Source organism: Rhodococcus sp. P3_B8, from assembly GCF_056402775.1.
Window position 1 is genome coordinate 90,180 of record NZ_JBFUGT010000002.1, and the last position, 21,808, is coordinate 111,987.

Sequence of the window (21,808 nt, forward strand, 5' to 3'; positions counted from 1 at the left end):
TCTGCCTGCTTCCGTCGCCCGATGTGACATTCGTCCACTCGACCGGAACGAATGTCACATTGGGCGCACCGGGCAGCGGGCAAAGCGGGCGGCGGGGTCAGCCCAGGGTGGCGAGCTCGTTCACGAGCTGGTCGATCTCGTAGCGGGTGGTGTACGGCGCGAGACCGATGGTGACGGCGCCGCCCTCGTCGTTGACGCCGAGTGCGTCGAGCAGCCGGGAGCCGCCGTGGACGCCGCTGACGGTGGCGATGCGCTTGTCGGCGAGGTGCGACGCGACCTTGTCGGCCGAGACTCCGGCGACGGTGAAGCTGAGCGTCGGGACCCGGCTGGGCGAGCGCCCGATGACCATGACCTGCGGCAGCCGCTTCAGCGACGACATGAGGTGGTCGAACAGGGTGTCCTGGTAATTCTGCAGCGAGCTGATGGACGTCTCGAGTTTCTGACGCCGGGAACCGGTGGCCGATTCGTCGAGGTTCGCGAGGAAGTCGATCGACGTGGTGAGGCCGGCGAGGAGCGCGAACTGGTGCACCCCGACCTCGAGACGTTCGACACCCCGCGCATACGGGTTGAGCGACACGGCGGGGATGCGGTCGAGGAGGGTGGGGTCGCGGAAGACGAGCGCCCCGACCTGCGGCCCGCCCCAGGAGGTGGCGCCGACGGCGACGACGTCCGCTCCGAGTTCGTTGATGTCGACGTGCGCGTACGGTGCGGCGCCGATCGCGTCGACGACCATCAGTCCCCCGACTTCGTGGACGCGGTCCGAGGCGACGCGGACGTCGGGCGCCGATCCGACGATCGGGGATGCGGCGGTGAGTGCGACGAGACGCGTCGTGGTGGTGATGAGGTCCTGGAACTGCCAACTGGGGAGTTCGCACGTCTCGATCTCGACCTCCGCCCACCGCACCTGGGCGCCGTAGCGGCTGGCGACTCGGAGCCAGGGCGCGACGTTCGCTTCCTCGTCGAGGCGGGAGAGCACCAGCCCGGTTCCGAGGCCGAGTCGCGTGCTCAGCGACTCCGCCAGCCAGGCGAGAAGAACGGATCGGTCGGGTCCGAGTACGACCCCGGCGGGATCACCTCCGACCAGGTCGGCGACGGCTGCTCGGGCCGCGTCGAGTACCGCCGCACTGCGCCGACTGGACACATGTCGCCCGGTCGACGAAGAGGCAGACGCCCGGAAGGCCGTGGAGACAGTGCGCGACACCGCGTCCGGAATCTGCATGCCGGCCTGCGGATCGAGATGGATCCAACCGTCGCCGAGTGAGGGGATGAGTCCCCGAACGCGGGCAACGTCGTAAGCCATGCCCGACACTCTAAGACCCCAAGTCAATACGGTCGAAGCCAGCCATCGATTGTTGTGGAGTGCAACAAAGGTGGAATGGGCCCAAATCGGACGCACCTTCGCACTGCCGAGCGGGAACAGCCAAGATGGAGGCATGACGAACTCGGAGAATGAACACGTCGTCGTGATCGGCCCCGACGGTCAGCCCATGGCCATCCCCGTCGCCGAGGCCGCGACCAAGCCCGAGGGCTCCGAATCCGCCGCGGACGCGAACGGCAACGGCACGGAGTCGGTGGCCGACATGGTGGAGCAGCCGGCCAAGGTCATGCGCATCGGCACGATGATCAAACAGCTCCTCGAGGAAGTGCGCGCCGCACCGCTCGACGACGCCAGCCGCAACCGGTTGAAGGAGATCCACAAGTCGTCGATCCACGAGCTCGAGCAGGGCCTCGCCCCCGAGCTGCGCGACGAGCTCGAACGTCTCACCCTGCCCTTCACCGACGACACCACCCCCACCGACGCCGAACTCCGCATCGCGCAGGCGCAGCTGGTGGGGTGGCTCGAAGGACTGTTCCACGGCATCCAGACGGCCCTGTTCGCCCAGCAGATGGCGGCCCGCTCCCAGCTCGAACAGATGCGTCAGGGAGCACTGCCTCCGGGCATCAGCATGGGCAACCCGCACGGGGCGCACAATCACGATCCGGGGTCGCAGTCGAGCGGTACCGGCCAGTACCTGTAGCAACGGGCGAAACAGCATGGAACTCGACTCCCGGTAGGCTCGGTGCCCGTGTCAGCATCCGCTATCGAAACCGAGGCCGCAGGCGGCCCGCTCCCGGCGTCCGACTCGCAGACCTTCCGTCGCGCGTTCAAGGACCTCAGGGACGGCTTCGCTCAGCGCGAGCTGTGGCTGAGCCTCGGCTGGCAGGACATCAAGCAGCGCTACCGCCGGTCGGTGATCGGCCCGTTCTGGATCACGATCGCGACCGGCGTGCAGGCCGCGGCGATGGGCATCCTGTACTCCGCCCTGCTGGACATCCCGCTGGACGAGTTCCTGCCGTACGTCACCGTGGGTCTGATCGTCTGGAACCTGATCAGCGCGAGCATCCTCGAAGGATCCGAGGTGTTCATCGCCAACGAGGGGCTGATCAAACAGTTGCCGTCGGCGCTGAGCGTCCACGTCTACCGGCTGGTGTGGCGGCAGCTGCTGCTGTTCGCCCACAACCTGGTGATCTACGTGGTCATGTTGTTCGCGTTCGGCGTGTGGCGGCACCTGACCTGGATGTCGCTGGCCGCGATCCCGGCGATCGCGCTGATCGTCGTCAACGCGGCGTGGGTGTCGATCATGTTCGGCATCTTCTCCACCCGGTACCGGGACATCGCGCCGATCCTCGGCAGCATGACGCTGCTGCTGTTCGTGCTGACACCGATCATGTGGACGACGCAGAGCCTCGAAGCCCAGGGCGGGCAGGCTGCCGAGCGCGTCAAGCTCGCCGAGCTGAACCCGCTGTTCCACTACCTCGACATCGTGCGCGCGCCGATGATCGGTCAGGACCAGCAGGCGTACCACTGGTACATCGTGCTGGCCATCACCGTCGTCGGGTGGGCCGCCGCCATCCTCGCGCTTCGCAAGTACCGGGCCCGTGTGCCCTACTGGGTTTAGGGGTCTGAAGCAATGACAGAGCATGTGAGTATCGAGACGCGGGACGCCTGCGTCGACTTCCCGATCTTCGACGCCAAGTCCCGGTCGCTGAAGAAGGCGTTCCTCGGCAAGGCCGGCGGGTCGATCGGGCGCAACAACTCGGACGTCGTGGTGGTCGAGGCCCTGCGCGACATCAACCTGTCGCTGAAGGAAGGCGACCGGATCGGCCTGGTCGGCCACAACGGCGCCGGCAAGTCGACGCTGTTGAGGCTGCTGTCCGGCATCTACGAACCCACCCGCGGCAGCGCGAGCATCCGCGGCCGGGTGGCCCCGGTCTTCGACCTCGGTGTGGGCATGGACCCCGAGATCTCCGGCTACGAGAACATCATCATCCGCGGACTGTTCCTCGGGCAGACCCGCAAGCAGATGCTCGCGAAGATGGACGAGATCGCCGAGTTCACCGAGCTGGGCGAGTACCTGTCGATGCCGCTGCGCACGTATTCCACCGGTATGCGCGTGCGCGTCGCGATGGGTGTGGTCACCAGCATCGACCCGGAGATCCTGCTGCTCGACGAGGGCATCGGCGCCGTCGACGCGGAGTTCATGAAGAAGGCACGCGTGCGTCTGCAGGCGCTGGTGGAGCGCTCCGGCATCCTGGTGTTCGCCAGCCACTCCAACGAATTCCTCGCCCAGCTCTGCGACAGGGCGATGTGGATCGACCACGGTCAGATCCGGCAGCAGGGCGGCATCGAGGACGTCGTCCGCGCGTACGAGGGCGACGACGCCGCCGACCACGTCCGCCACGTCATCTACGAGATGGACCGGGAGAAGTCCGGGCTCACCGCTTCGGCCGAACGGGACGCCCGTAGCGACAGATCGAACGAGCGACCCGTTCGTACGGCCGCGGAAGCCGAGGCGGAGTCCGCGTGAGCGCTGCTGCCGAGCGGATCGTCGGTGTCGTCGTCACCCACAAGCGCCGCGAACTGCTGGCGGAGTCGCTGAAGGTCCTCGGCTCGCAGACGCGTCCGCTGGACCATCTGGTGGTCGTGGACAACGCCGCCGAGGACGACGTGCGTGAGCTCGTCGAATCGTCCGGGATCCCCGTCAGCTACCTCGGTTCGCAGCACAACCTGGGCGGGGCGGGCGGCTTCGCGCTCGGCATCCTGTACGCCCTCTCGCTCGGCGCCGACTGGGTGTGGCTCGCCGACGACGACGGACGGCCCGAGGGGCCGAAGGTCCTGGAGACGCTGCTCGACTGCGCGCAACGGCACGGGCTGGCCGAGGTCTCCCCCGTGGTCTGCGACATCGACGACCCCGACCGTCTCGCGTTCCCGCTGCGCCGCGGGGTGGAGTGGCGACGGCTGCGTTCCGAACTGTTCGCCGACGGCGACGACTCCGCCGACCTGCTGCCGGGCATCGCGTCGCTGTTCAACGGCGCCCTGTTCCGCGCGTCGGCGATCGACACGGTCGGCGTTCCCGACCTGCGTCTGTTCGTCCGCGGCGACGAGGTGGAGGTGCATCGCCGGCTGGTGCGGTCGGGGCTGCCGTTCGGCACCTGCCTGCAGACGGCGTACGTGCACCCGAACGGCGCGGAGGAGTTCAAGCCGATCCTCGGCGGCCGGATGCACACGCAGTACCCGGACAACGAGACGAAGCGGTTCTTCACCTACCGCAACCGCGGCTATCTGCTGTCCCAGCCGGGCATGCGGAAGCTGCTGCCGCAGGAATGGGTGCGGTTCGGGTGGTACTTCCTCGTCACGCGGCGTGATCCGCAGGGTCTGCGGGAGTGGATGCGGTTGCGGAAGCTGGGCCGTCAGGAGCGGTTCGAGCGCCCGTAATTCGGTTGCGCCCGGGTTCCGCCGGGTGGGAGCATCGTGGGGTTCCGGTCTGAGAATCTCGATGTGTTGCGAAGGAGTGAGTGTCCGATGACTGTCTCGTCGGTCGACGCCGTGTGCGTCCACTCCCCCTTCCCCCTCGCCTGACCGAACCCGCGCAGTGGTCCGGTCGGCGCTCATCGACCCGAGGATCACACCCACCATGTTCGACCCTGGACAACTCCTGCCCTACGGCTGGAACGACACACTTTCCGACACCTTCGACAACTACCCGGCCGACGGTCGCGAGCCCGGTCGGGTGATCCGCGTGGACCGCGGTCGCTGCGACGTCGCGACGCCCGCGGGCGTCGTCCGCGCGCTCGCGGGCGAGCACCCGCTCTGCACCGGCGACTGGGTGACGCTCCACCCTCACGGTGACGAGATTGCCGTCGCCGACCTGCTCCCCCGGCGCAGCGCGATCGTCCGGTCGTCCGCGTCCGGCCGGTCGGAGGGCCAGCTCCTCGCGGCCAACGTCGACACGGTGGTGATCGCCGCCGCACTCGACACCGCCCTCGATCTCGGACGCATCGAACGCCTGCTCGCCCTGGCGTGGGAGAGCGGCGCCCAACCGGTGGTCGCGCTCACCAAATCCGATACCGTGCAGGATGTTTCCCTCGCGACCGCGGAGGTGGCGGCAGTGGCACCGGGTGCGACGGTGCTCGCGGTGAGCGCCGACACCGGCGACGGCATCGACGTCCTCACCGCCGTCATCGACGGAACGGTCGCGCTCATCGGACCGTCCGGCGCGGGCAAGTCGACGCTCGCGAACGCGTTGCTCGGCGAGGACGTGCTCGCCACCGGTCGTGTCCGCGAGGGCGACCACAAGGGACGTCACACGACGGCGCACCGCGAACTCCTGCCGCTGMCCTCCGGGGGTGCCCTGATCGACACGCCGGGACTGCGGGGTGTCGGCATGTGGGACACCGCCGACGGCATCGACAAGACGTTTCCCGAGATCGAGGAGTTCGCGGCGCAGTGCCGGTTCGCGGACTGCTCCCACACGGCCGAACCCGGCTGCGCGGTGCTCGACGCATTGGAGCGCGGCGCACTGCCCGAGCGCAGGCTTGCCAGCTACCGCAAGCTGATTCGGGAGAACGGGTGGATCGCGTCACGCACCGACGCGAGGCTCCGAGCCGAGCGTGAACGCGAGTGGAAGAGCATCGCCCGCAGGCAGCGCCAGATGTACCGCAGTCGCGGTCACTGACACGGGCGCCGACCCGCATCCCGGTTCGAGCGGTGAGCCGGGATGCGGACTGGCAACATGGGTATATGTTCGATCTTCGGAGAAAGGCCCGTCTCAAGCTTCAACGTGCCATGTCCGAGGTGGTGGCCGAATCGGATCGGCGGTCCCGCGAGCTCACCGAGAACCAGCACGACCAGACCCTGGCCGAGCTGAGCGCGACCAACCAGGAACTCGCGCGGGTGCTGTCCGAGCTGTCCGATGCCCGCATGGAGATCTCCGACGTCCAGCAGCGGCTCGGCGAACTCGAGCAGCAGGCCCGCCGCGACATCACGCAGGCGCTGGACGTGCGGGCCACGAACGAGGCCGCGGCGTTCGTGCTCGAGCACATGCCGAAGGCGCCCGTGTTCTGGAATCCGCAGGACACCCTGCGCTACGGACTGTCGCAGGTGGAGGTCGAGGGACTGGCCCTCGAGTTCGGGGTGGCGTCGGGCACCACGCTCCGGATCATCGTCGAACAGTTGAAGGACGCCGAGCACGAGGTGTTCGGGTTCGACGTGTTCTCCGGTCTGCCGCAGACCTGGCGCACCGGATTTCCCGCCGGGGAGTTCGCGCAGCAGAAACTGCCGCACGTGCGGGGCGCGCAGCTGGTGCCCGGACTGTTCGAGGACACGCTGGCGGGCTTCCTCGAGAAGCACCCTGGACCGGTGTCGTTCGTGCATCTCGACGCCGACCTGTACTCGTCCACGAAGTCGGTGCTCGACCGGCTCGAACGGCGGCTGGTCGCGGGCACGGTGATCGTGTTCGACGAGTTCTTCAACTTCCCGGGCTGGCAGGAGCACGAGTACCGGGCGTGGACGGAGTTCGTCGACCGCACCGGCGTCCGCTTCGAGTACCTGAGTTACACCGCGAACCACGAGCAGGTGGTCGTGCGGATCACCGCACCAGCTTCACCGCCTGCGTGACGTTGAACGTCGCGCGTTCGTCGATCCGCAGCCCGGACCGCGCGAGCACGGCGAACGCCTCGGTCTCCTCGAAGTGGTACGGCGGCAGCGTCCACACCTCGTTGGACGTGTGCCGGATGACGCGCTCGGTGTCGCGGTCGTAGTCGGTGAAGAACCAGACCACGGAGCAGGAGTCGATCGGGCCCGCGAGGTCCGGGACGGCGAGTTCGTCGTCCCACAGCGACCCCCGGCTCGCGGCCGTGGTCCCGAGCCCGATGTCGCGGGTGCCGTCGAATGCCTCCGGCCGCACGTTCTTCACGAGCCGCAGCGACGTGGGATTCCAGGCCGGCTTGTCGAACAGCACGCAGTCGCCGGGGCGGAGGTGTTCCCCGGCGAAACCGTTGACGGTGCTGAAGTCCATGCCGCTGGGTTTCGCCCACTGCTCGCGCTGGTCGAGGTAACTCGGCGATGCGGCCACCGCGAACACCGCGATCACCGCGGCGGACTGCCACCACTTCCGGGTCAGGGCGGCCAGGCAGAGTCCGCCGACAAGGGCCACCGCGGGCGTCGTGAATGTGAAGTACCGCGGGAGATACACCGGGCTGCGCAGAAGCGAATACGCGAGCAGCGTCGCCATCGGCACCGCGATCCACGGCAGCGCGACGGACAGCACCGGGGGCAGACGGCGACCGCGCACCAGCGCCACCGACCCGGCCACCACCAGGACGGCGAACAGCACCGCGAACCACGGTGCGCCAACGAACCACTGGTACTCGGCGACGGCCCGCGGCAGGTGCCCGTCGAGCGGCGGGATCCACGCCACCTGGACGGATTCGCGGCGCACCAGCACCACGAACGGCGCCGCGACCAGCGCCCCCGCTGCCGTGGCGGACGTCCATCCGAGCCAGGACCGCCGGGCCTCGCGCAGCAGCAGGATCGTCAGCAGGTGCGCGGGAACGAGGGTGATCAGGTAGACGAACAACACGATCGACACCGCCAGGCCGGCGGCGTACAGCGCCCACAGCCACCACCGCCGGAGCCTCAGTGCCGCAAGGAGAATCACGGTCAGCCAGACCGCGGCCGCCGCCGTGGCCGCGTAGCCGCGAGCCTCCGCGGCCGCCCACGTGACGCTGGGCAGGATCACGAACAGGATCCCGGACGGCACCGCCACCCGCCTGGTCGAGATCAGCGCACCGAGCACCACCACCCCTGCGCCCGCCGCGCCCGCGGCCAGGGCGCTCGGGAACCGGGCCGAGAACTCGGAGGCACCGAACGTCGCGAACCAGTAGCGCATCCCGACGTAGTACAGCCCGTGCACGGCATCGATGTGGCCGAGCAGATTCGACAGGTCGGGGCGGGACCGCTGACTCGAGTACAGCGTCGCGACCTCGTCGTACCAGAACGACGGACGCCAACTCCACGCCGCGCCGAGCACCACACCGACAGCGAAGACGAGGAACGAATCCCGGAGCAGCCCCCGCACATCGCGGGCCTGCAACGGTCCGGCCGACGTCACTGACCGTAGAGGCGAGCCCAGTTCTCCCGGCTGGTGAGCTGCGGCAACGCATCCCGGTACTGGCGCTGCGTCGACGCCGCATCCTCGCGGAACCGCTTCATCAGCTTCGCCGTCCGGGCCGTGAGCTCCCGGGCCGTCTCCTTGTCGCGGCGGCGCACCCGCACCCCGGACTGGGAGGCGTCGGTGATGACCGCGGTGTCGAACAACGACACGTGCCACCAGTGTGCCTCGGCCACAGGGATACTCGCGACACCGTGCTGGGTGCGGCCGAGCCACTGGTACGCGGCCCGCTTGGCGAGGACGAGGTCGATCTTGCTCTTGTCCGGCTCGAAACCGGCGTACCGGGTGACGAGGTCGGAGTTGCGGACACCGGGAATGTTCGACGCGGGGTGCTTGACGGTTTCGGGGAACCGCTTGCGCTCCTCACGGATCGACGCCAGCACGGCCTGACCGCCGTCCTCGAGCACCTTCGGGCCCTCGAGGAAGTCCTCGATACCGCGAATCATGGTGTACGCCAACCCATACTGCATCGACACGAGGTACTGGGTGATCTCCCGCGTCATCCTCTTGCTCAGCGACTTGGCGTCGAAGTCACTGTGCAGCGCGGCCGCGATCAGCGAGTTGCGGATGCTGAAGTACTTGGCCCAGTCATCGCGGTCCTTCCAGTGGAAGTCCGCGTGCCACACACCGGCGTTGGGCAGGGTGACCGTGACGAATCCGGCGGCGCGGGCGCGGATGCCGTACTCGATGTCGTCCCACTGGAAGAACATCGGCAGCGGGAGCCCGACCTGCGCGACCACCTCGGCGGGGATCAGACACGACCACCACGCGTTGTAGCCGGCGTCGACGCGCTTGTGCTGCTTCTTCTTGATCAGGTTGATGTCGTGCCGCGACCCGGCCGCCCAGCGGCCCGCCTTCAGCTTCGACAGGTCCGCTTCCTCGGCGCTGACGTGCAGGTGCTCCGGGTTCATCAGGTACAGCATCTGCGCGCCGACGAGCGTCGGCTCCGTGGTGACGTTGGCGAATGCGTTCATCCGCAGGATCGACTCCGGCTCGCACAGGATGTCGTCGTCCATCAGGATCAGGTTGGCGTGCTCGTTGATGCCCGACACCTCGTACATGCCGCGGGTGAATCCGCCGGCCCCGCCGAGATTCGGCTGCCGCAGGTAGACGAGCTTGTCGCCCAGGATCTCGGCGACCTCGGTGAACTTCTCCCGGTCCGAGACGTGGTCGCTGCCCTGGTCGACCACGTACACGGCGTCGATGCCGGACGCCATCGTCGAGTCGTTCGCGATGGCGGCGACGGTCTCGGCGCAGTCGTCGGCGCGGTTGAACGTGCAGATCGCGATCGCGGCGGGCCGGATCACCGACGGCGCGGCGACGGTCCACTCCAGTTCGCTCACCGCGAGGGGGCCGTCGACGGCGGTGAACTCCACCCACAGGGAGCCGCCGTCGAGGTACGCGTCCAGCTTCGCCGACAGCGTCGCCGTGCCCGAGCCGTCGATCTGCGTCGTCGCGAGGATGCGCGAGTTTCCGCCCGAATCGGAGCCGCGCAGCGCCACCACGGCGCGTCCGTCGGCCTCGTGGTGGAACCCGACGGTCACGTCGGTGACCGTGGTCCAGCGCTGGTAGTAGCTGGCCGCGAACCGGCCGAAGTAGGTGTCGGTGTCGACCGTCGCACCCTTCTCGAGGTTCACGACGTGGCGCTCGCGGTGGGCGCGGCCCTTGACGATCCTGGCGTACAGGTCGTCCTTGACCCGGGTGGTCGGTCCCGTGAAGAGACCTCGCGCCACCACGAGGCGGTCGGGTGCGCGATGCTCGGTGAGAGCACTCCGTACCGCGGCCGTGCTCCCGTCCACAGGTGCTACCGACGCAGACTCGTTCATAGTGCTCCTACTGTTCCCCGCGAGAGGTGGGCTGGACCGCGCCACGGCGACGGCACGATCCTCTTCTCGGTTCGCAGGGTATCAACCCCGCGACGCGCTCCCCGACCATGCGAGGCGCCCTCCGTCCCGGTGACGGGCCCGCAGCCGGAACAGCCCCACCCCCATCGCGAGCACATCGGCCCTGGATATGCGGGTTTCGTGGCTGTCGTGATCGGCGCTCAGACGCACCGGGACCTCGACCGGCACGATGCCCGCCCGCTCCGCGAGGTAGACGAGTTCGGTGGTGAACAGGAACCCGGGCTCGACGAGGTCGGGAACCAGTCTGCGCATGAGGTCGCCGTCCATCAGGACGGTGCCCTGGGGGTCGCCCGTGCGCATCCCGAGAACCACGCGGCGCAGCGCCGCGAAACCCCACGTCAGGGTTCCCCGGAGCGCGCCGCGTCGCACCTGCGAGTCGGGGTGGGCCTTGGAACCGATCACGACTTCGGGCAGCCGGCCGTCGTGGCCGGCGGCGAGCGTCTCGGCGCCGTCGAGGTCGTCGAACCCGAACGGCAGGTCGTCGGCGGTCAGCAGCACGTGCGCGCCGCGACTCGCCTCCGCTCCCGTCCGCAACGCGTTGCCCATGCCCTTCTCGCTCCGCAGGACGGTCAGCGACACGGGTCCGGGTGCCCAGTCGGCGGTCAGGCGGCCGCAGATGTCCACGGTGTCGTCGGTGGAGCCGTTCTCCACCACGATGATCTCGACGTCGTGACCGGCCAGTCGTTCGGCCAGCCGGTGGACGGTCTGCTCGATGACGGCGGCGGAATTGTAGGCGGGGACGACGACCGACAGCGCCTTCGGCGCACGTGCGCCTTTCTGGTCGTGGGAACAACCGAAAAGGCGCACGGGCGCAGCCTAACTCGTAGGCTCGGAGTCCGTGGCACCCTCCGCATTCGTGTCCTCGACGTTCACCCGATCGATACACCGCATGCCCGAGTGGATGGTGGCACTGGCGGTCGCGGTGGCTGCCGCGGCAATCGCAACGATTCCCCGGATCGTGTACGACCGCTTCTACTACGGCGGCGACATGCTGGAATCGTTCGTGCCGTCGTGGCACCGGATCGGCACGGAACTCCTCGCCGGGCGGTGGCTCACCGTCAATCCCGACGCCTGGATCGGCGGAAATTACGCGGGCGAGGCCGCGTACGGCCTCTACAACCCGGTCAACCTGGCCAACTACATCCTGGCCGCGAAATTCGAGAACCTGTCCGTCGCGGCGTTCGTGATCATGGCCGAGTTCCTCGCGCTGTTCGCCCTCTCGACGTATCTGCTGTGCCGCGAATACGGCGCCCGCCGCGGTCCCGCGATCCTCGCCGGACTGACCATTCCGTTCAGCGGTTTCACCCTGTTCTACGAGGCGGCGGGCTGGCCGTCCGGGATGATGGCCGTCGCGTGGGTGACGCTGTTCTGGTGGTCGGCGCTCCGCCTCTCCCACGGTCGCACGAACCCGCTGGTCACCTTCGTGATCGGCGCACTGACGGTGAGCATGGGCAACCCGTACGCCGCGCTGGGCGCCGTCGTCGTTCTCCTCGGCATCGGGATCGGCCTCCTCGCGCAGCGGCAGTTCTTCCGGTTGCTCGTGCTGGTGATCACCGGCGCGTGCGCGGGCACCGCCGCGCTGGTGACGTACCTGCCGCTGTTCCTCAGCGTCGACGTCACCACCCGCGCAGGCAGCACAGGCATCTTCAACGACACGTTCCTGCAGCCGCAGATCGGTGGCCTCGCGGGACTGAGCAGCCCGTCGTATCTCCCCGTCATCATGACGTTCGGCGGGCCGGTCGAGGTGATCCCGTCGCTGTACCTCGCGTGGTTCGTGCTGCCGCTGCTGCCGTGGCTGCCGTGGGGCCGGATCCGCGCGCTGTTCGCGTCCGCGGAGTTCCGTCGCGCGCACGGGCGACCACTGATCAGCCTGCTCGTGATCGCGGTCGTCTACTTCCTCTTCACGTTCGGACCGTCGAACGTCGGGATGTTCCGGTGGCCGATCCGGCTCGTCGAATACCTGTACCTGTGCGTGGTGATCGGCCTGGCGCTCGCGCTGTCGCTGGGCATCGTTCGCGACTGGGTGCGTCACCGGGCGACGGCGTCGGCGGTGCTGATCGCGCTGGGCTTCTACCTGGCGTTCTCGTCCTCACCCGCCCTGACGCTGCGGCACACCCTGTTCGCGCTGCTCGTCGCGGCGCTGTGCGTGCTCGCGTACACCGGCTGGCGCACGCGGGGCCCGAATGCTCTCGTCGCCGCCCTGGTCCTGGGCACCGTGGTGGTGGCCGCCGCGCAGGTCTGGTCCCTCACCCACGACGTCGAGCGCGGCAGCCGCGTCGACCCGGCGAGCACGTCGGTGCTGTCCGAGCAGACGGACCGCTACCAGGGCACCGTGCTGCAACTCGCCGACCTGGACGACACGTCCCACGAGGACGTCACCGCCGGCCGGATCCTGTTCGGCAACGAGATCATGGCCTCGTCCGTCGAGGGCAGCATCAACGCCTACACCGGCATCGGGTTCACCGAGTTCCAGGAAGCCCTGTGCATGGACTACCGCGGCGCCGTCTGCCCCGGGGTGTACGCGGCGCTGTGGCAGCCGGTGAACGCGGACATCCCGATCCCGCTGATCGACTATCTGAGGGTGTCGACGCTCGTCGTGGAGCACGGGCTCGTGCCCGAGGTCACGACGGCACCGCCCCCACCCGGCTGGCACGTCACCGAACGCAGCGACTCCCGGACGGTGTTGCAGCGTGACCGGCCGCTGCCCCTGCCCGGACGCGTGGCGTTCGCGTCCGACGGCGTCCGGGTGCTCTCGTCCGACACGAGCGCGGCGACGGAGACCGTGCGGGTGGCAGGCAGCGGCGGCACCGTCTGGTTCGCGCGCCTCGCGTGGCCCGGCTACTCGGCCACCGTCGACGGCGAACCGGTGGACGCGACCGCGGGGTGGCACGGTCTGCTCGAGGTGCCGGTTCCGCCGGGTGACCACGAACTGGTCGTCACGTTCCGGCCGCCGCGGCAGAACCTGTCCGTGGCGGCGTTCGGCGCCGCGACGGTCGTGGTGCTGATCCTGTCCGTCGTCGATGCGGTGGTGCGCAGGCGCAGGCTCAGCGCGGAGACCACTCGGACGACGTGAACGCCGACGCCTCGGTGGAACCGGATCCCGCGACCGCCGCGGACGACAACGCGTCGGCGATCAGCTGGTGTCCGATCTGGTTCGGGTGGTCGCCGTCGTCGGCGAGCAGTCCGGTGGGGTCGCCGTCGCCCCACGTCCCCTTGAACGTGCTGAACAGGTCGACGTAGGTGGCGCCCTCGGCACCCGCGACCTCCGAGATGACGTCGTTGGCGCGCAACGTCAGCACGGCGCTGTCCCGGAGGAACTGCGGGCCGTACAACTCGCGGGCCACGTCGCCGTCGGGGAAGACGTCCCAGTACCCGGTGACAAGCACCGCGGTCGGCTGCCCGGCCCGCAGTTCGGCGATGCGGTCGAGCACGGACGTCAGCGTGGTCTGCAGCTGCGGGAGAACGGGTTCGAAGCAGCCGAGACCGTCATCGCCACCGCAGTCGCCGTCCAGGTAGTCGTCGAGTTCGGCGTAGAAGTCGTTGGCGCCGATCGTGACGGTGACGAGGTCGGCGTCACGGACGGCGTCGGCGTCGTATTCGCCGGGTTCGAGGGAGTCGAGCAGGTCGGTGCTCGTCCAGCCCCCGACGCCCAGGTTGGCGACCTGCACCGGCAGCGCGTCGTCGCCGGACAGCTGATCGCCGAACAGTTCCACGAACGGCGTGCAGCCGGGGCATCCGTCACCGGCCGGGATGGAATCCCCCAGGCCCACGAGGGTCGCACCTGCGGGCGGCGATTGTGGCTGCGGCTGCGCCACGGGCGGTGCCACAGTCGTGGAACAGCCGGCGAGGAACGGAATCAGGACCGCTACGGGAACACCGAGAATCCAGCGTCGCACGGGGCCTCCCCATCACGTCCTGCGCCTCGGAGGGAGCGCTCGTCACCGGTCCGGACGAATTCTACCGACGGTCGCGCTCGGCTGCCGTTCCCCGCGGGACCGTGCGGACGTGCGCCCGCTCGCCCTGGGGACCGAACAGGCTGAGGATCTCCGCCGGTTGCGGCCCGGGGTTGCCGAACCAGTGCGGGACGTGGGTGTCGAACTCCGCGACCTCCCCCGGCGTCAGGATCACGTCGTGTTCGCCGAGCAGCAGTCGCAGCCGGCCGGACAGGACGTACAGCCATTCGTAGCCCTCGTGGACCTGCAGGTTCGGGACGCCGTTCGGGTCACCCGGCGGGATCACGTGCTTGAACGCCTGGATCCCGCCGGGCCTGCGGGTCAGCGGGATGATCGTCGAGCCGTTCCGCTCCAGGGGCCGCAGATGAACGCGGGGGTCGCCGGTGGCGGGTGCGTCGACGAGTTCGTCCAGGGGCAGCTGATGGGCGCGGGCCAGCAGGAGCATCAGCTCGAGAGCGGGTTTCCGCTGGCCGGACTCGAGCCGCGACAGGGTGCTCACCGAGATCCCGGTGGATTCGGACAGCTGGGCGAGGGTCGCGCCGCGCTGCTGGCGGAGGGCTTTCAGCCGCGGTCCCACGGCGTCGAGGACGCCGTCCAGATCGGGTACGTCGTCGTTCACACCCACCATGTTGCCACAGCGGCAAACTTGCTTGCCAGTTTCGCTGGCTCCCCGGACAGTGGACGTCACGAGGTCGACGAACGAAGGAGAACGCGATGGAAGATAGTTACGACGTAGTGGTCGTCGGTGGCGGAGCGGCCGGACTCGGCGGGGCACTGACCCTGTCGCGGGCACGCCGCTCGGTGCTCGTGATCGACGCCGGCGCCCCCCGCAACGCACCGGCCGGGCACATTCACAACTACCTCGGCCGAGAGGGCACACCGCCCGGCGAACTACTGGCCATCGGACGCGAGGAGGTCGCCGGGTACGGCGGCGAGATCGTGACCGGCACCGTCACGTCCGCCGACAAGGTCGGGGACGGCCAGTTCCGGGTGACGCTCGCCGACGGCGCGACCGTGCGGGCGCGCAGACTGCTCGTGACCACCGGCCTCGTCGACGTGCTCCCCGACGTCCCCGGGGTGGCCGAGCGCTGGGGACGCGATGTCCTGCACTGCCCGTACTGCCACGGCTGGGAGGTCCGGGACCAGCCGGTCGGCGTCCTGGCCGGCAGTCCGCTGGCGGTGCACCAGGCGCTGATGTGGCGGCAGTGGACAGAGAACGTGACGCTGTTCCTGAACGACGCGAACGAACCCACCGGCGAGGAGTACGAGCAACTCGCCGCACGCGGTATCGCCGTGATCGACGGCGGTGTGGCCGGGCTCGACGTGCAGGACGACGGGCTGACCGGGGTCCGGCTGCGCACGGGTCAGGTCTTCCCCGTGACCGCCGTGGTGGTCGCACCCCTGTTCCGGGCCCGCGCCGACTTCCTCACCAGCCTGGGCCTGGACACGACCGAGATGGAGATGGCCGGACACGTGATCGGCACCGCCGTCGCCGCCGACGCGACCGGCGCCACCGAGGTTCCGGGGGTGTGGGTGGCCGGCAACGTCGCAGACCCGAAGGCGCAGGTGATCGTCGCCGCCGGAGCCGGCCTGAGTGCCGCGGCTGCACTCAACGCCGACCTGATCGCGGAAGACACCCGCCTGGCGGTCGCCGGAGCGCTCAGCCGGTAGCCGACACCGTCGCCTCGTGGACCACGCGATGCGCGGGCAGGATCGAGTCGCGCTCCGCGTCGGCGTCCCCCTCGCCGCCGATCAGACCGACGTAATGCGCGAGCTGGGCGGCGAGGGGTTCGTCGCTGTAGCGGAGGGTCGGGATCTCGATCACCGTCTGCTGCTTGTAGCCGTCGCGGTCGGCGGGCAGGTCGTCGTCGATGTGCCGGTAGATGGTGATGTCGCGGCGCAGAAGGTCGATCTCGATCAGGCGGTCCGGCTCCAACAGCGACAACTGCCGGACCTTCCGCTGACTCACCCGGCTGGCCGAGATGGTGGCCACCGCACCGGATTCGAAACGCAGCACCGCCTCCGCGCAGTCCTCGGCCTCGTTGCGCCGCGAACTGTCGTGGAAGTACCCGAACTCGGCCTTCACGCCGACGGGCGGTGACCCGACGAAACCGATCGCGAGGTCGACGTCGTGGATCAGCAGGTCGGTCGCGACGCCGGTGGGGATGCGGGAGACGAACGGCGAGTGCCGGATTCCGTTGACCTGCCACACGTCACCGGCGAATTCGCGGGCCGTCCGGACCGCCGGGTTGTATCGCTCGAGCAGGCCGCACATCAGCGGGACACCGGTCGCGGCCGCGCGCTTCACCAGATCCGTGCTCTCCTCGTACGTTGCGGCGAGCGGCTTTTCGACGAGCACCGGCTTGCCGAGGTCGAGGACGCGGCCCGCCAACTCGTAGTGGGCGGGTGTCGCCGCCGCGACGACGGCGGCATCGATCCCGTCCAGTTCGTCGAAATCCGCGGCCCACGTGGTGTCGAACCGTGCGGCGACCTCCCGCCCGTGTTCCTCCCGCGGTTCCACGAGCAGGGCGAGGTCACACAGCGGGGACTGCGCGAGAACGCGGGCGTGCAGCGAACCCATCTTGCCGGATCCGACGAGCGCGATCCGCGGTCGCGTGGACGTCATCACGCCTCCATCGCCTCGCGCACCGCGGCGACGATCCGGTCGACGTCGTCGGTGGAAAGTGCGGCGTGAACGGGGATGCTGAGGCACCGGCGGGCCACGGACGTCGCGACCGGCGTCGGTGAGGCGATCACCCGGGGATGCTCGCGGTAGCAGTCGTAGTCGTAGACGGTTTTCGGGTAATAGACGCCGCTGCCGACGTCCCGATCGCTCAGGCGCTGCGCGAGGGTGTCGCGGTCGATCGGCGCATCGGGTGCGAGGATCACGGTGAACTGGTGCCACACGTGCCCGCGGCCCGCGAGTTCCGAAGGCAGAACGAGACCTTCGACGTCCTTCAGACCGGTCCGCAGCGCTTCGGCGTTGCGGCGGCGCGACTCCACCTGTCGCAGATAGGAACCCAGCTGCGGCAACCCGAGACTGGCCTGCAGATCCGTCATCCGGAAGTTCTGGCCCGCCATCTCGTATTCGTAGCGCCGGCGCATGCCCTGATTCCGCAGCACCCGCAACCGGTCGGCCACCGCGTCGTCGTCCGTCGTGACCATGCCGCCCTCGGCGGTGGTGAGATTCTTGGTGGCGTAGAACGAGAAGCAGCCGAGCCCGAAACTGCCCGCGCCCTTGCCGTCGAACGTGGCACCGTGCGCCTGCGCGGCGTCCTCGACGACGGCGAGCCCCTCGGTCTCGGCCAGCGGCATCAGCGCACCCATGTCCGCGGTCTGCCCGTAGAGATGCACCGGCATCAGCACCCGGGTGCGCTCGTTCACGCACTGCGCCGCGACGTCGGGGTCGAGCGCGAAATCGGCCTCCCCGATGTCGGCGAACCGGGCCGTCGCGCCGGAATCGAGAATCGCGTTGAGCGTGGCCACGAACGTGAACGGGGTGGTGAGCACCTCGTCGCCCGGTTGGAGATCCAGCACCCGCAGTGCCGCGATCAGCGCGGTGGTGCCGCTGTTGACGGCCACGGCGTGCCGGGTGCCGACGAGTTCGGCGAACCCCTCCTCGAACCTCGCGACCTTCGGTCCCTGCGCGACCATCCCGGATCGCAGGGTGTCGAGAACCTCGCGCTCGACGTCCTCTCCGAAAGAGATACTCGAGATCGCGATCACGGTTCCTCCGATAGATTGACGTGCGTTCACACCGTCTTCACAGATTGCACCCTCTTGAAGGTTCCCACGGTCTGCACGGCTCCTGGAAGGAATCGCCAACTTTCATGACCATCGGTGAAAACTGCGAGATCCACCCGACCGTCGTGATGGGCGACGGCGTCACGATCGGGGACCGCGTGAGCATCGGACCGTATGCCGTCCTCACCGGCCCTCTCGACATCGGCGACGACTGCTGGATCGGCGCCCACGCGACGCTCGGGGCGCCGCCGGAGTGGATCGGGAAGACGCATCCCCGCACGTGGACGGAGGTCAGCCCGCACCAGGGGGTCGTGATCGGCGCGGGCACCGTGATCCGGGAGATGAGCGCCGTCCAGCAGGGCGCCGAGCGGCCGACGACCATCGGGCGCGGCGGATTCGTCATGAACCACACGTCCGTCGAGCACGACGTCCGGATCGGCGAAGACTGCGTCCTCTCGCCGTCCAGCACCCTCGGCGGTCACGTGACCCTCGGCGACGGCGTCAATCTCGGCATGAGCGCGGTGGTGCATCAGCGGCGGGTGATCGGTGCGCGCGCGATGGTGGGAATGGGATCGGTCGTCGCCAAGGACATTCCGCCGTTCGCCACGGTGTTCGGCAATCCGGCCGCCCTGCGCGGCACCAACCGGGTGGGCATGAGCCGCGCCGGGATCGCCGACCGGGACATCGCGGCCGTGGCGGCGCTGTACGCCTCGGGGCGGCTCGACGCCGACGCGGAACTCCCCCAGTCGCTCGCCGGCGCGTTCGCCTGGTGGCGGGAGCTGGCGGTGAAACCGCTCGTTTCCTGATCCGGCGCCCGCCGATTGCTATCGTCGGAAACGAACGCTGCACCGTCGCAGCGCACTGCCGGTGAGGGGGTGGTCCTCGTGGACGCCGATCCCGAGATCGTCCCGGACCGCGGCGGTCGCGCCGTCCTGATGAACGCGCTGCGGATCCTCGTCACCCTCGCGATCGTCGTCGCCGTCGCGTTCGCCGTGAAATCGCAGTGGGCCGAGGTCAGGGACACGATCACCCAGCTGGACTGGTGGGCGCTCGCCGTCTCCGCGGTGTTCGTCTTCCTCGGCATGGGCGCGGCGGTGCGCGCGTGGCAGCACGCGCTCGGCGCCCTCGAACACCCGATCCCCGCCTTCGACGCCGCCCGCTGCTACCTGGTCGGTCAGCTCGGCAAGTATCTGCCGGGCAGCGTGTGGGCGTTCGTGCTCCAGACCGAGCTCGTGCGCCGGGCCGGGGTGTCGCGGGCCAACGGATTCGTCGCCGTCCTCGTCACCGTCGGGCTGAGCATCACGTCGGCGCTGGTCGTCGGGCTGCTGGCGCTGCCCGCCCTGTTCCATATCAGCACCGTCGCGGCGGTCGCGGTGATCGTTCTCGTCCCGATCGCCCTCGTCTGCTGCTATCCACCGGTGCTCACCCGGCTGGTGAACCTCGCCCTGCGGATCCTGCGGCGCGCCCCGCTGCAGCGGCAGCTGACGATGCACAAGATCGCGCGGGCCCTCGGCTGGTGCGCCGTCAGCTGGGTCCTCTACGGCGTGCACCTCTGGTTCCTCGCGTCGAGTTCGGTGGGATTCGCGGCGGGCACCCTGGTCCAGTGCATCGGCGCGATCGCCCTCGGCATGTGCGCCGGCGTGCTGGTGGTGGTCGCGCCGTCCGGCATCGGGGTCCGCGAGGCCGTCGTCGTCGCGGCGCTGTCCCCGTTCATGGACAGCGGGGTCGCGCTCGGGCTGGCCCTCGCATCACGCCTGGTGTTCACGCTGTGCGAGGTGCTCGCCGGGTTCGTCGCCGCGATCGCCGGTTCCCGTTCGCTGCGCAACGCCCTCGTCCACGAGGATTCCCGGGTACCGCAGCCGTCCTGAGGAGATCGCGATGACGGACGCCTGGGAGATCGATCCCGCGTACGAGCGCTACATCGGCCGCTGGAGCCGGCCGGTCGCAACGCAGTTCCTGCGGTGGCTGGCCGCGGGCCCGGACGAGATGTGGTGCGACGTGGGTTGCGGAACGGGCGCCCTCGCCCACACCGTTCTCCGCACGGCGGAACCGGCCCGGGTGGTCGGCGTCGAACCGTCGCGGCCCTTCGCGGCGGCGGCTCGGGCCGGCACGGACGATCCCCGGTTCGACGTCCGGTCGGGCACCGCCGAATCCATCCCCGCCGACGACGGCGAGTTCGACCGCGTGGTGTCCGGGCTGGTCCTCAATTTCGTTCCCCACCCGATCGACGGGCTCGCCGAGATGCGCCGAGTCACGCGAACCGGCGGGACGGTCGCCGGGTACGTGTGGGACTACGCCGAGGGGATGCAGATGATTCGCGCGTTCTGGGACGCCGCGCGCGAACTCGACGAGGCGGCGGCGAACCTCGACGAGGGCGTCCGTTTCCCGCTCTGCCGGCCGCAGCCGCTCCGCGATGCGCTGTCCGCCGCGGGGCTGGCCGGGGTGGAGGTGCACCCGCTCGACGTTCCGACCGTGTTCGCCGACTTCGACGATTTCTGGCTCCCGTTTCTGGGCGGGCAGGGACCGGCGCCCGGGTACTGCGCGTCCCTGACCGCCGGGCGCCGAGACGCCCTTCGCGACCTGCTCGATGCCCGCTCGAGGCGCGACGACGCAGGCCGCATCGCACTGACCGCGAGAGCGTGGGCGTTCCGCGGAACCGTCAGCCGATGACGGATTCCGTGGCCGCGTACGCCTTCTCCGCGGATTCCTTCTGCGTCCGCCACCACGACTCGTTGTCGCGGTACCACCGCACGGTGGCCTCGAGCCCGGTGCGGAAATCCTTGTATTGCGGCGTCCAGCCCAGTTCGGTGCGCAGCCGCGTCGAATCGATCGCGTAGCGCAGGTCGTGGCCCGGGCGGTCGGTGACGAAGTCGAGGTCGTCGGCGTCGCGGCCGAACAGTTCGAGCAGCGTTCCGACGACGGTCCGGTTGTCGACCTCGCCGTCCGCGCCGATCAGATACGTCTGACCGAGACTCCCCTTCTCCAGGATCGTCCAGACGGCCGCGTTGTGGTCGTCGACGTGGATCCAGTCGCGCACGTTCTTCCCGCTGCCGTACAGGCGGGGGCGCACCCCGTCGATCAGGTTGGTGATCTGGCGCGGAATGAATTTCTCGACGTGCTGGTACGGGCCGTAGTTGTTGGAACAGTTCGACAGGGTGGCCCGCACCCCGAACGACCGCGCCCAGGCCCGCACCAGCAGATCGCTGGATGCCTTGGTGGCCGAGTACGGGCTCGACGGGTTGTACGGGGTCGACTCGGTGAAACGCTCGGGGTCGTCCAGTTCGAGGTCGCCGTACACCTCGTCGGTGGAGATGTGGTGATACCGGACGTCGTGTGCGCGGACGGCCTGCAACAGCGAGAACGTGCCCATCACGTTCGTCTGCACGAACGGCGTCGGATCGGCCAGCGAATTGTCGTTGTGCGATTCCGCGGCGAAGTGGACCACCGCGTCCGAGTCCGCGACCAGACGGTCCACCAGCGCGAAATCCGCCACATCGCCGTGCACGAACTCGATGCGGTCGGCCACCGGGTCGAGCGACCGCCGGTTGCCGGCGTACGTCAGCGCGTCGAGCACCGTCACCTGCGCGTCCGGGCGCTCGGCGACCGTCTGGTGCACGAAATTCGCACCGATGAACCCGGCGCCGCCTGTCACGAGAAGCCTCATGTGCACCCACCCTAGTGGCGCGCCCGAGTTTCTATCCGACGCGAACACTGG

Annotated in this window: 20 protein-coding genes; 11 read left to right on the forward strand and 9 right to left on the reverse strand. The window is 69.2% G+C overall.

The genetic code is table 11. The features are described 5' to 3' along the window. Nucleotides 1-97: 97 nt before the first annotated feature. Nucleotides 98-1,300, reverse strand: a complete 1,203-nt coding sequence (locus tag AC1D1G_RS01780; RefSeq protein ID WP_105413992.1) for a cysteine desulfurase-like protein — start codon at nucleotides 1,298-1,300, stop codon at nucleotides 98-100. A gap of 133 nt (nucleotides 1,301-1,433) precedes the next feature. On the opposite strand from AC1D1G_RS01780, the gene AC1D1G_RS01785 reads away from it, so the two are divergent. From AC1D1G_RS01785 to AC1D1G_RS01810, 6 genes are all read left to right on the forward strand, one after another. Beyond that, nucleotides 1,434-2,018 (forward strand): bacterial proteasome activator family protein, encoded by a 585-nt coding sequence (locus AC1D1G_RS01785; protein WP_105413993.1) that lies wholly within the window; start codon nucleotides 1,434-1,436, stop codon nucleotides 2,016-2,018. Between the two features lie 48 nt (nucleotides 2,019-2,066). After that, entirely contained in the window at nucleotides 2,067-2,939 is an 873-nt protein-coding gene (gene wzm, locus AC1D1G_RS01790) for a galactan export ABC transporter permease subunit Wzm/RfbD (RefSeq protein WP_280781845.1), read from the forward strand. Between the two features lie 12 nt (nucleotides 2,940-2,951). Next, nucleotides 2,952-3,848 (forward strand): galactan export ABC transporter ATP-binding subunit Wzt/RfbE, encoded by an 897-nt coding sequence (gene wzt, locus AC1D1G_RS01795; protein WP_005571489.1) that lies wholly within the window; start codon nucleotides 2,952-2,954, stop codon nucleotides 3,846-3,848. Then, the gene (gene glfT1, locus AC1D1G_RS01800; RefSeq protein ID WP_007298361.1) at nucleotides 3,845-4,756 is read left to right on the forward strand and encodes a galactofuranosyltransferase GlfT1; all 912 of its coding nucleotides are present in this window, start codon (nucleotides 3,845-3,847) and stop codon (nucleotides 4,754-4,756) included. Before wzt ends, glfT1 begins: the two co-directional genes overlap by 4 nt. A gap of 157 nt (nucleotides 4,757-4,913) precedes the next feature. Continuing rightward, nucleotides 4,914-5,996 carry a ribosome small subunit-dependent GTPase A gene (gene rsgA, locus AC1D1G_RS01805; RefSeq protein WP_477950742.1) on the forward strand — a complete coding sequence of 361 codons (1,083 nt, stop codon included), beginning with the start codon at nucleotides 4,914-4,916 and terminating at the stop codon, nucleotides 5,994-5,996. 65 nt (nucleotides 5,997-6,061) lie between these two features. Beyond that, nucleotides 6,062-6,937, forward strand: coding sequence for a class I SAM-dependent methyltransferase (locus tag AC1D1G_RS01810; protein WP_105413996.1), 876 nt, complete (start codon nucleotides 6,062-6,064; stop codon nucleotides 6,935-6,937). On the opposite strand, the gene AC1D1G_RS01815 is transcribed toward AC1D1G_RS01810, so the two are convergent. The 3 genes from AC1D1G_RS01815 to AC1D1G_RS01825 all read right to left on the reverse strand — a co-directional run bounded on the left by AC1D1G_RS01815 (nucleotide 6,909) and on the right by AC1D1G_RS01825 (nucleotide 11,203). Continuing rightward, nucleotides 6,909-8,432 (reverse strand): glycosyltransferase family 39 protein, encoded by a 1,524-nt coding sequence (locus AC1D1G_RS01815; RefSeq protein WP_477950745.1) that lies wholly within the window; start codon nucleotides 8,430-8,432, stop codon nucleotides 6,909-6,911. The genes AC1D1G_RS01810 and AC1D1G_RS01815 overlap by 29 nt on opposite strands. Next, nucleotides 8,429-10,318, reverse strand: a complete 1,890-nt coding sequence (locus AC1D1G_RS01820) for a glycosyltransferase (RefSeq protein WP_477950747.1) — start codon at nucleotides 10,316-10,318, stop codon at nucleotides 8,429-8,431. The genes AC1D1G_RS01815 and AC1D1G_RS01820 overlap by 4 nt, the downstream gene beginning before the upstream one ends. A gap of 81 nt (nucleotides 10,319-10,399) precedes the next feature. Beyond that, the gene (locus tag AC1D1G_RS01825; protein ID WP_317569569.1) at nucleotides 10,400-11,203 is read right to left on the reverse strand and encodes a glycosyltransferase; all 804 of its coding nucleotides are present in this window, start codon (nucleotides 11,201-11,203) and stop codon (nucleotides 10,400-10,402) included. A gap of 82 nt (nucleotides 11,204-11,285) precedes the next feature. Here AC1D1G_RS01825 and AC1D1G_RS01830 point away from each other — a divergent pair, with 82 nt between their 5' ends. Beyond that, nucleotides 11,286-13,469 (forward strand): glycosyltransferase family protein, encoded by a 2,184-nt coding sequence (locus AC1D1G_RS01830; protein ID WP_477950858.1) that lies wholly within the window; start codon nucleotides 11,286-11,288, stop codon nucleotides 13,467-13,469. Here AC1D1G_RS01830 and AC1D1G_RS01835 read toward each other — a convergent pair. Beyond that, nucleotides 13,441-14,292, reverse strand: a complete 852-nt coding sequence (locus AC1D1G_RS01835; RefSeq protein ID WP_317569570.1) for an SGNH/GDSL hydrolase family protein — start codon at nucleotides 14,290-14,292, stop codon at nucleotides 13,441-13,443. The genes AC1D1G_RS01830 and AC1D1G_RS01835 overlap by 29 nt on opposite strands. Before the next feature lie 61 nt (nucleotides 14,293-14,353). Beyond that, complete coding sequence (locus AC1D1G_RS01840) at nucleotides 14,354-14,977, reverse strand: helix-turn-helix domain-containing protein (RefSeq protein ID WP_477950749.1); 624 nt, start codon at nucleotides 14,975-14,977, stop codon at nucleotides 14,354-14,356. An 86-nt stretch (nucleotides 14,978-15,063) separates the two neighbouring features. Here AC1D1G_RS01840 and AC1D1G_RS01845 point away from each other — a divergent pair, with 86 nt between their 5' ends. Next, entirely contained in the window at nucleotides 15,064-16,020 is a 957-nt protein-coding gene (locus tag AC1D1G_RS01845) for an NAD(P)/FAD-dependent oxidoreductase (RefSeq protein WP_477950751.1), read from the forward strand. Here AC1D1G_RS01845 and AC1D1G_RS01850 read toward each other — a convergent pair. Then, nucleotides 16,010-16,975 carry a Gfo/Idh/MocA family protein gene (locus AC1D1G_RS01850; RefSeq protein WP_283353584.1) on the reverse strand — a complete coding sequence of 322 codons (966 nt, stop codon included), beginning with the start codon at nucleotides 16,973-16,975 and terminating at the stop codon, nucleotides 16,010-16,012. The two genes, AC1D1G_RS01845 and AC1D1G_RS01850, sit on opposite strands and share 11 nt — an antisense overlap. Continuing rightward, nucleotides 16,975-18,075 carry a DegT/DnrJ/EryC1/StrS family aminotransferase gene (locus tag AC1D1G_RS01855; RefSeq protein ID WP_477950754.1) on the reverse strand — a complete coding sequence of 367 codons (1,101 nt, stop codon included), beginning with the start codon at nucleotides 18,073-18,075 and terminating at the stop codon, nucleotides 16,975-16,977. Before AC1D1G_RS01855 ends, AC1D1G_RS01850 begins: the two co-directional genes overlap by 1 nt. A gap of 104 nt (nucleotides 18,076-18,179) precedes the next feature. On the opposite strand from AC1D1G_RS01855, the gene AC1D1G_RS01860 reads away from it, so the two are divergent. From AC1D1G_RS01860 to AC1D1G_RS01870, 3 genes are all read left to right on the forward strand, one after another. Next, nucleotides 18,180-18,899 (forward strand): DapH/DapD/GlmU-related protein, encoded by a 720-nt coding sequence (locus AC1D1G_RS01860; RefSeq protein ID WP_477950756.1) that lies wholly within the window; start codon nucleotides 18,180-18,182, stop codon nucleotides 18,897-18,899. Between the two features lie 69 nt (nucleotides 18,900-18,968). Continuing rightward, on the forward strand, nucleotides 18,969-19,961 hold the full coding sequence (locus tag AC1D1G_RS01865; protein ID WP_317569577.1) for a lysylphosphatidylglycerol synthase transmembrane domain-containing protein: 993 nt from the start codon (nucleotides 18,969-18,971) through the stop codon (nucleotides 19,959-19,961). 10 nt (nucleotides 19,962-19,971) lie between these two features. Further along, complete coding sequence (locus AC1D1G_RS01870) at nucleotides 19,972-20,763, forward strand: class I SAM-dependent methyltransferase (RefSeq protein WP_283353588.1); 792 nt, start codon at nucleotides 19,972-19,974, stop codon at nucleotides 20,761-20,763. Here AC1D1G_RS01870 and rfbB read toward each other — a convergent pair. Beyond that, nucleotides 20,753-21,757 carry a dTDP-glucose 4,6-dehydratase gene (gene rfbB / locus AC1D1G_RS01875; RefSeq protein WP_283353589.1) on the reverse strand — a complete coding sequence of 335 codons (1,005 nt, stop codon included), beginning with the start codon at nucleotides 21,755-21,757 and terminating at the stop codon, nucleotides 20,753-20,755. The genes AC1D1G_RS01870 and rfbB overlap by 11 nt on opposite strands. Nucleotides 21,758-21,808: the final 51 nt, after the last annotated feature.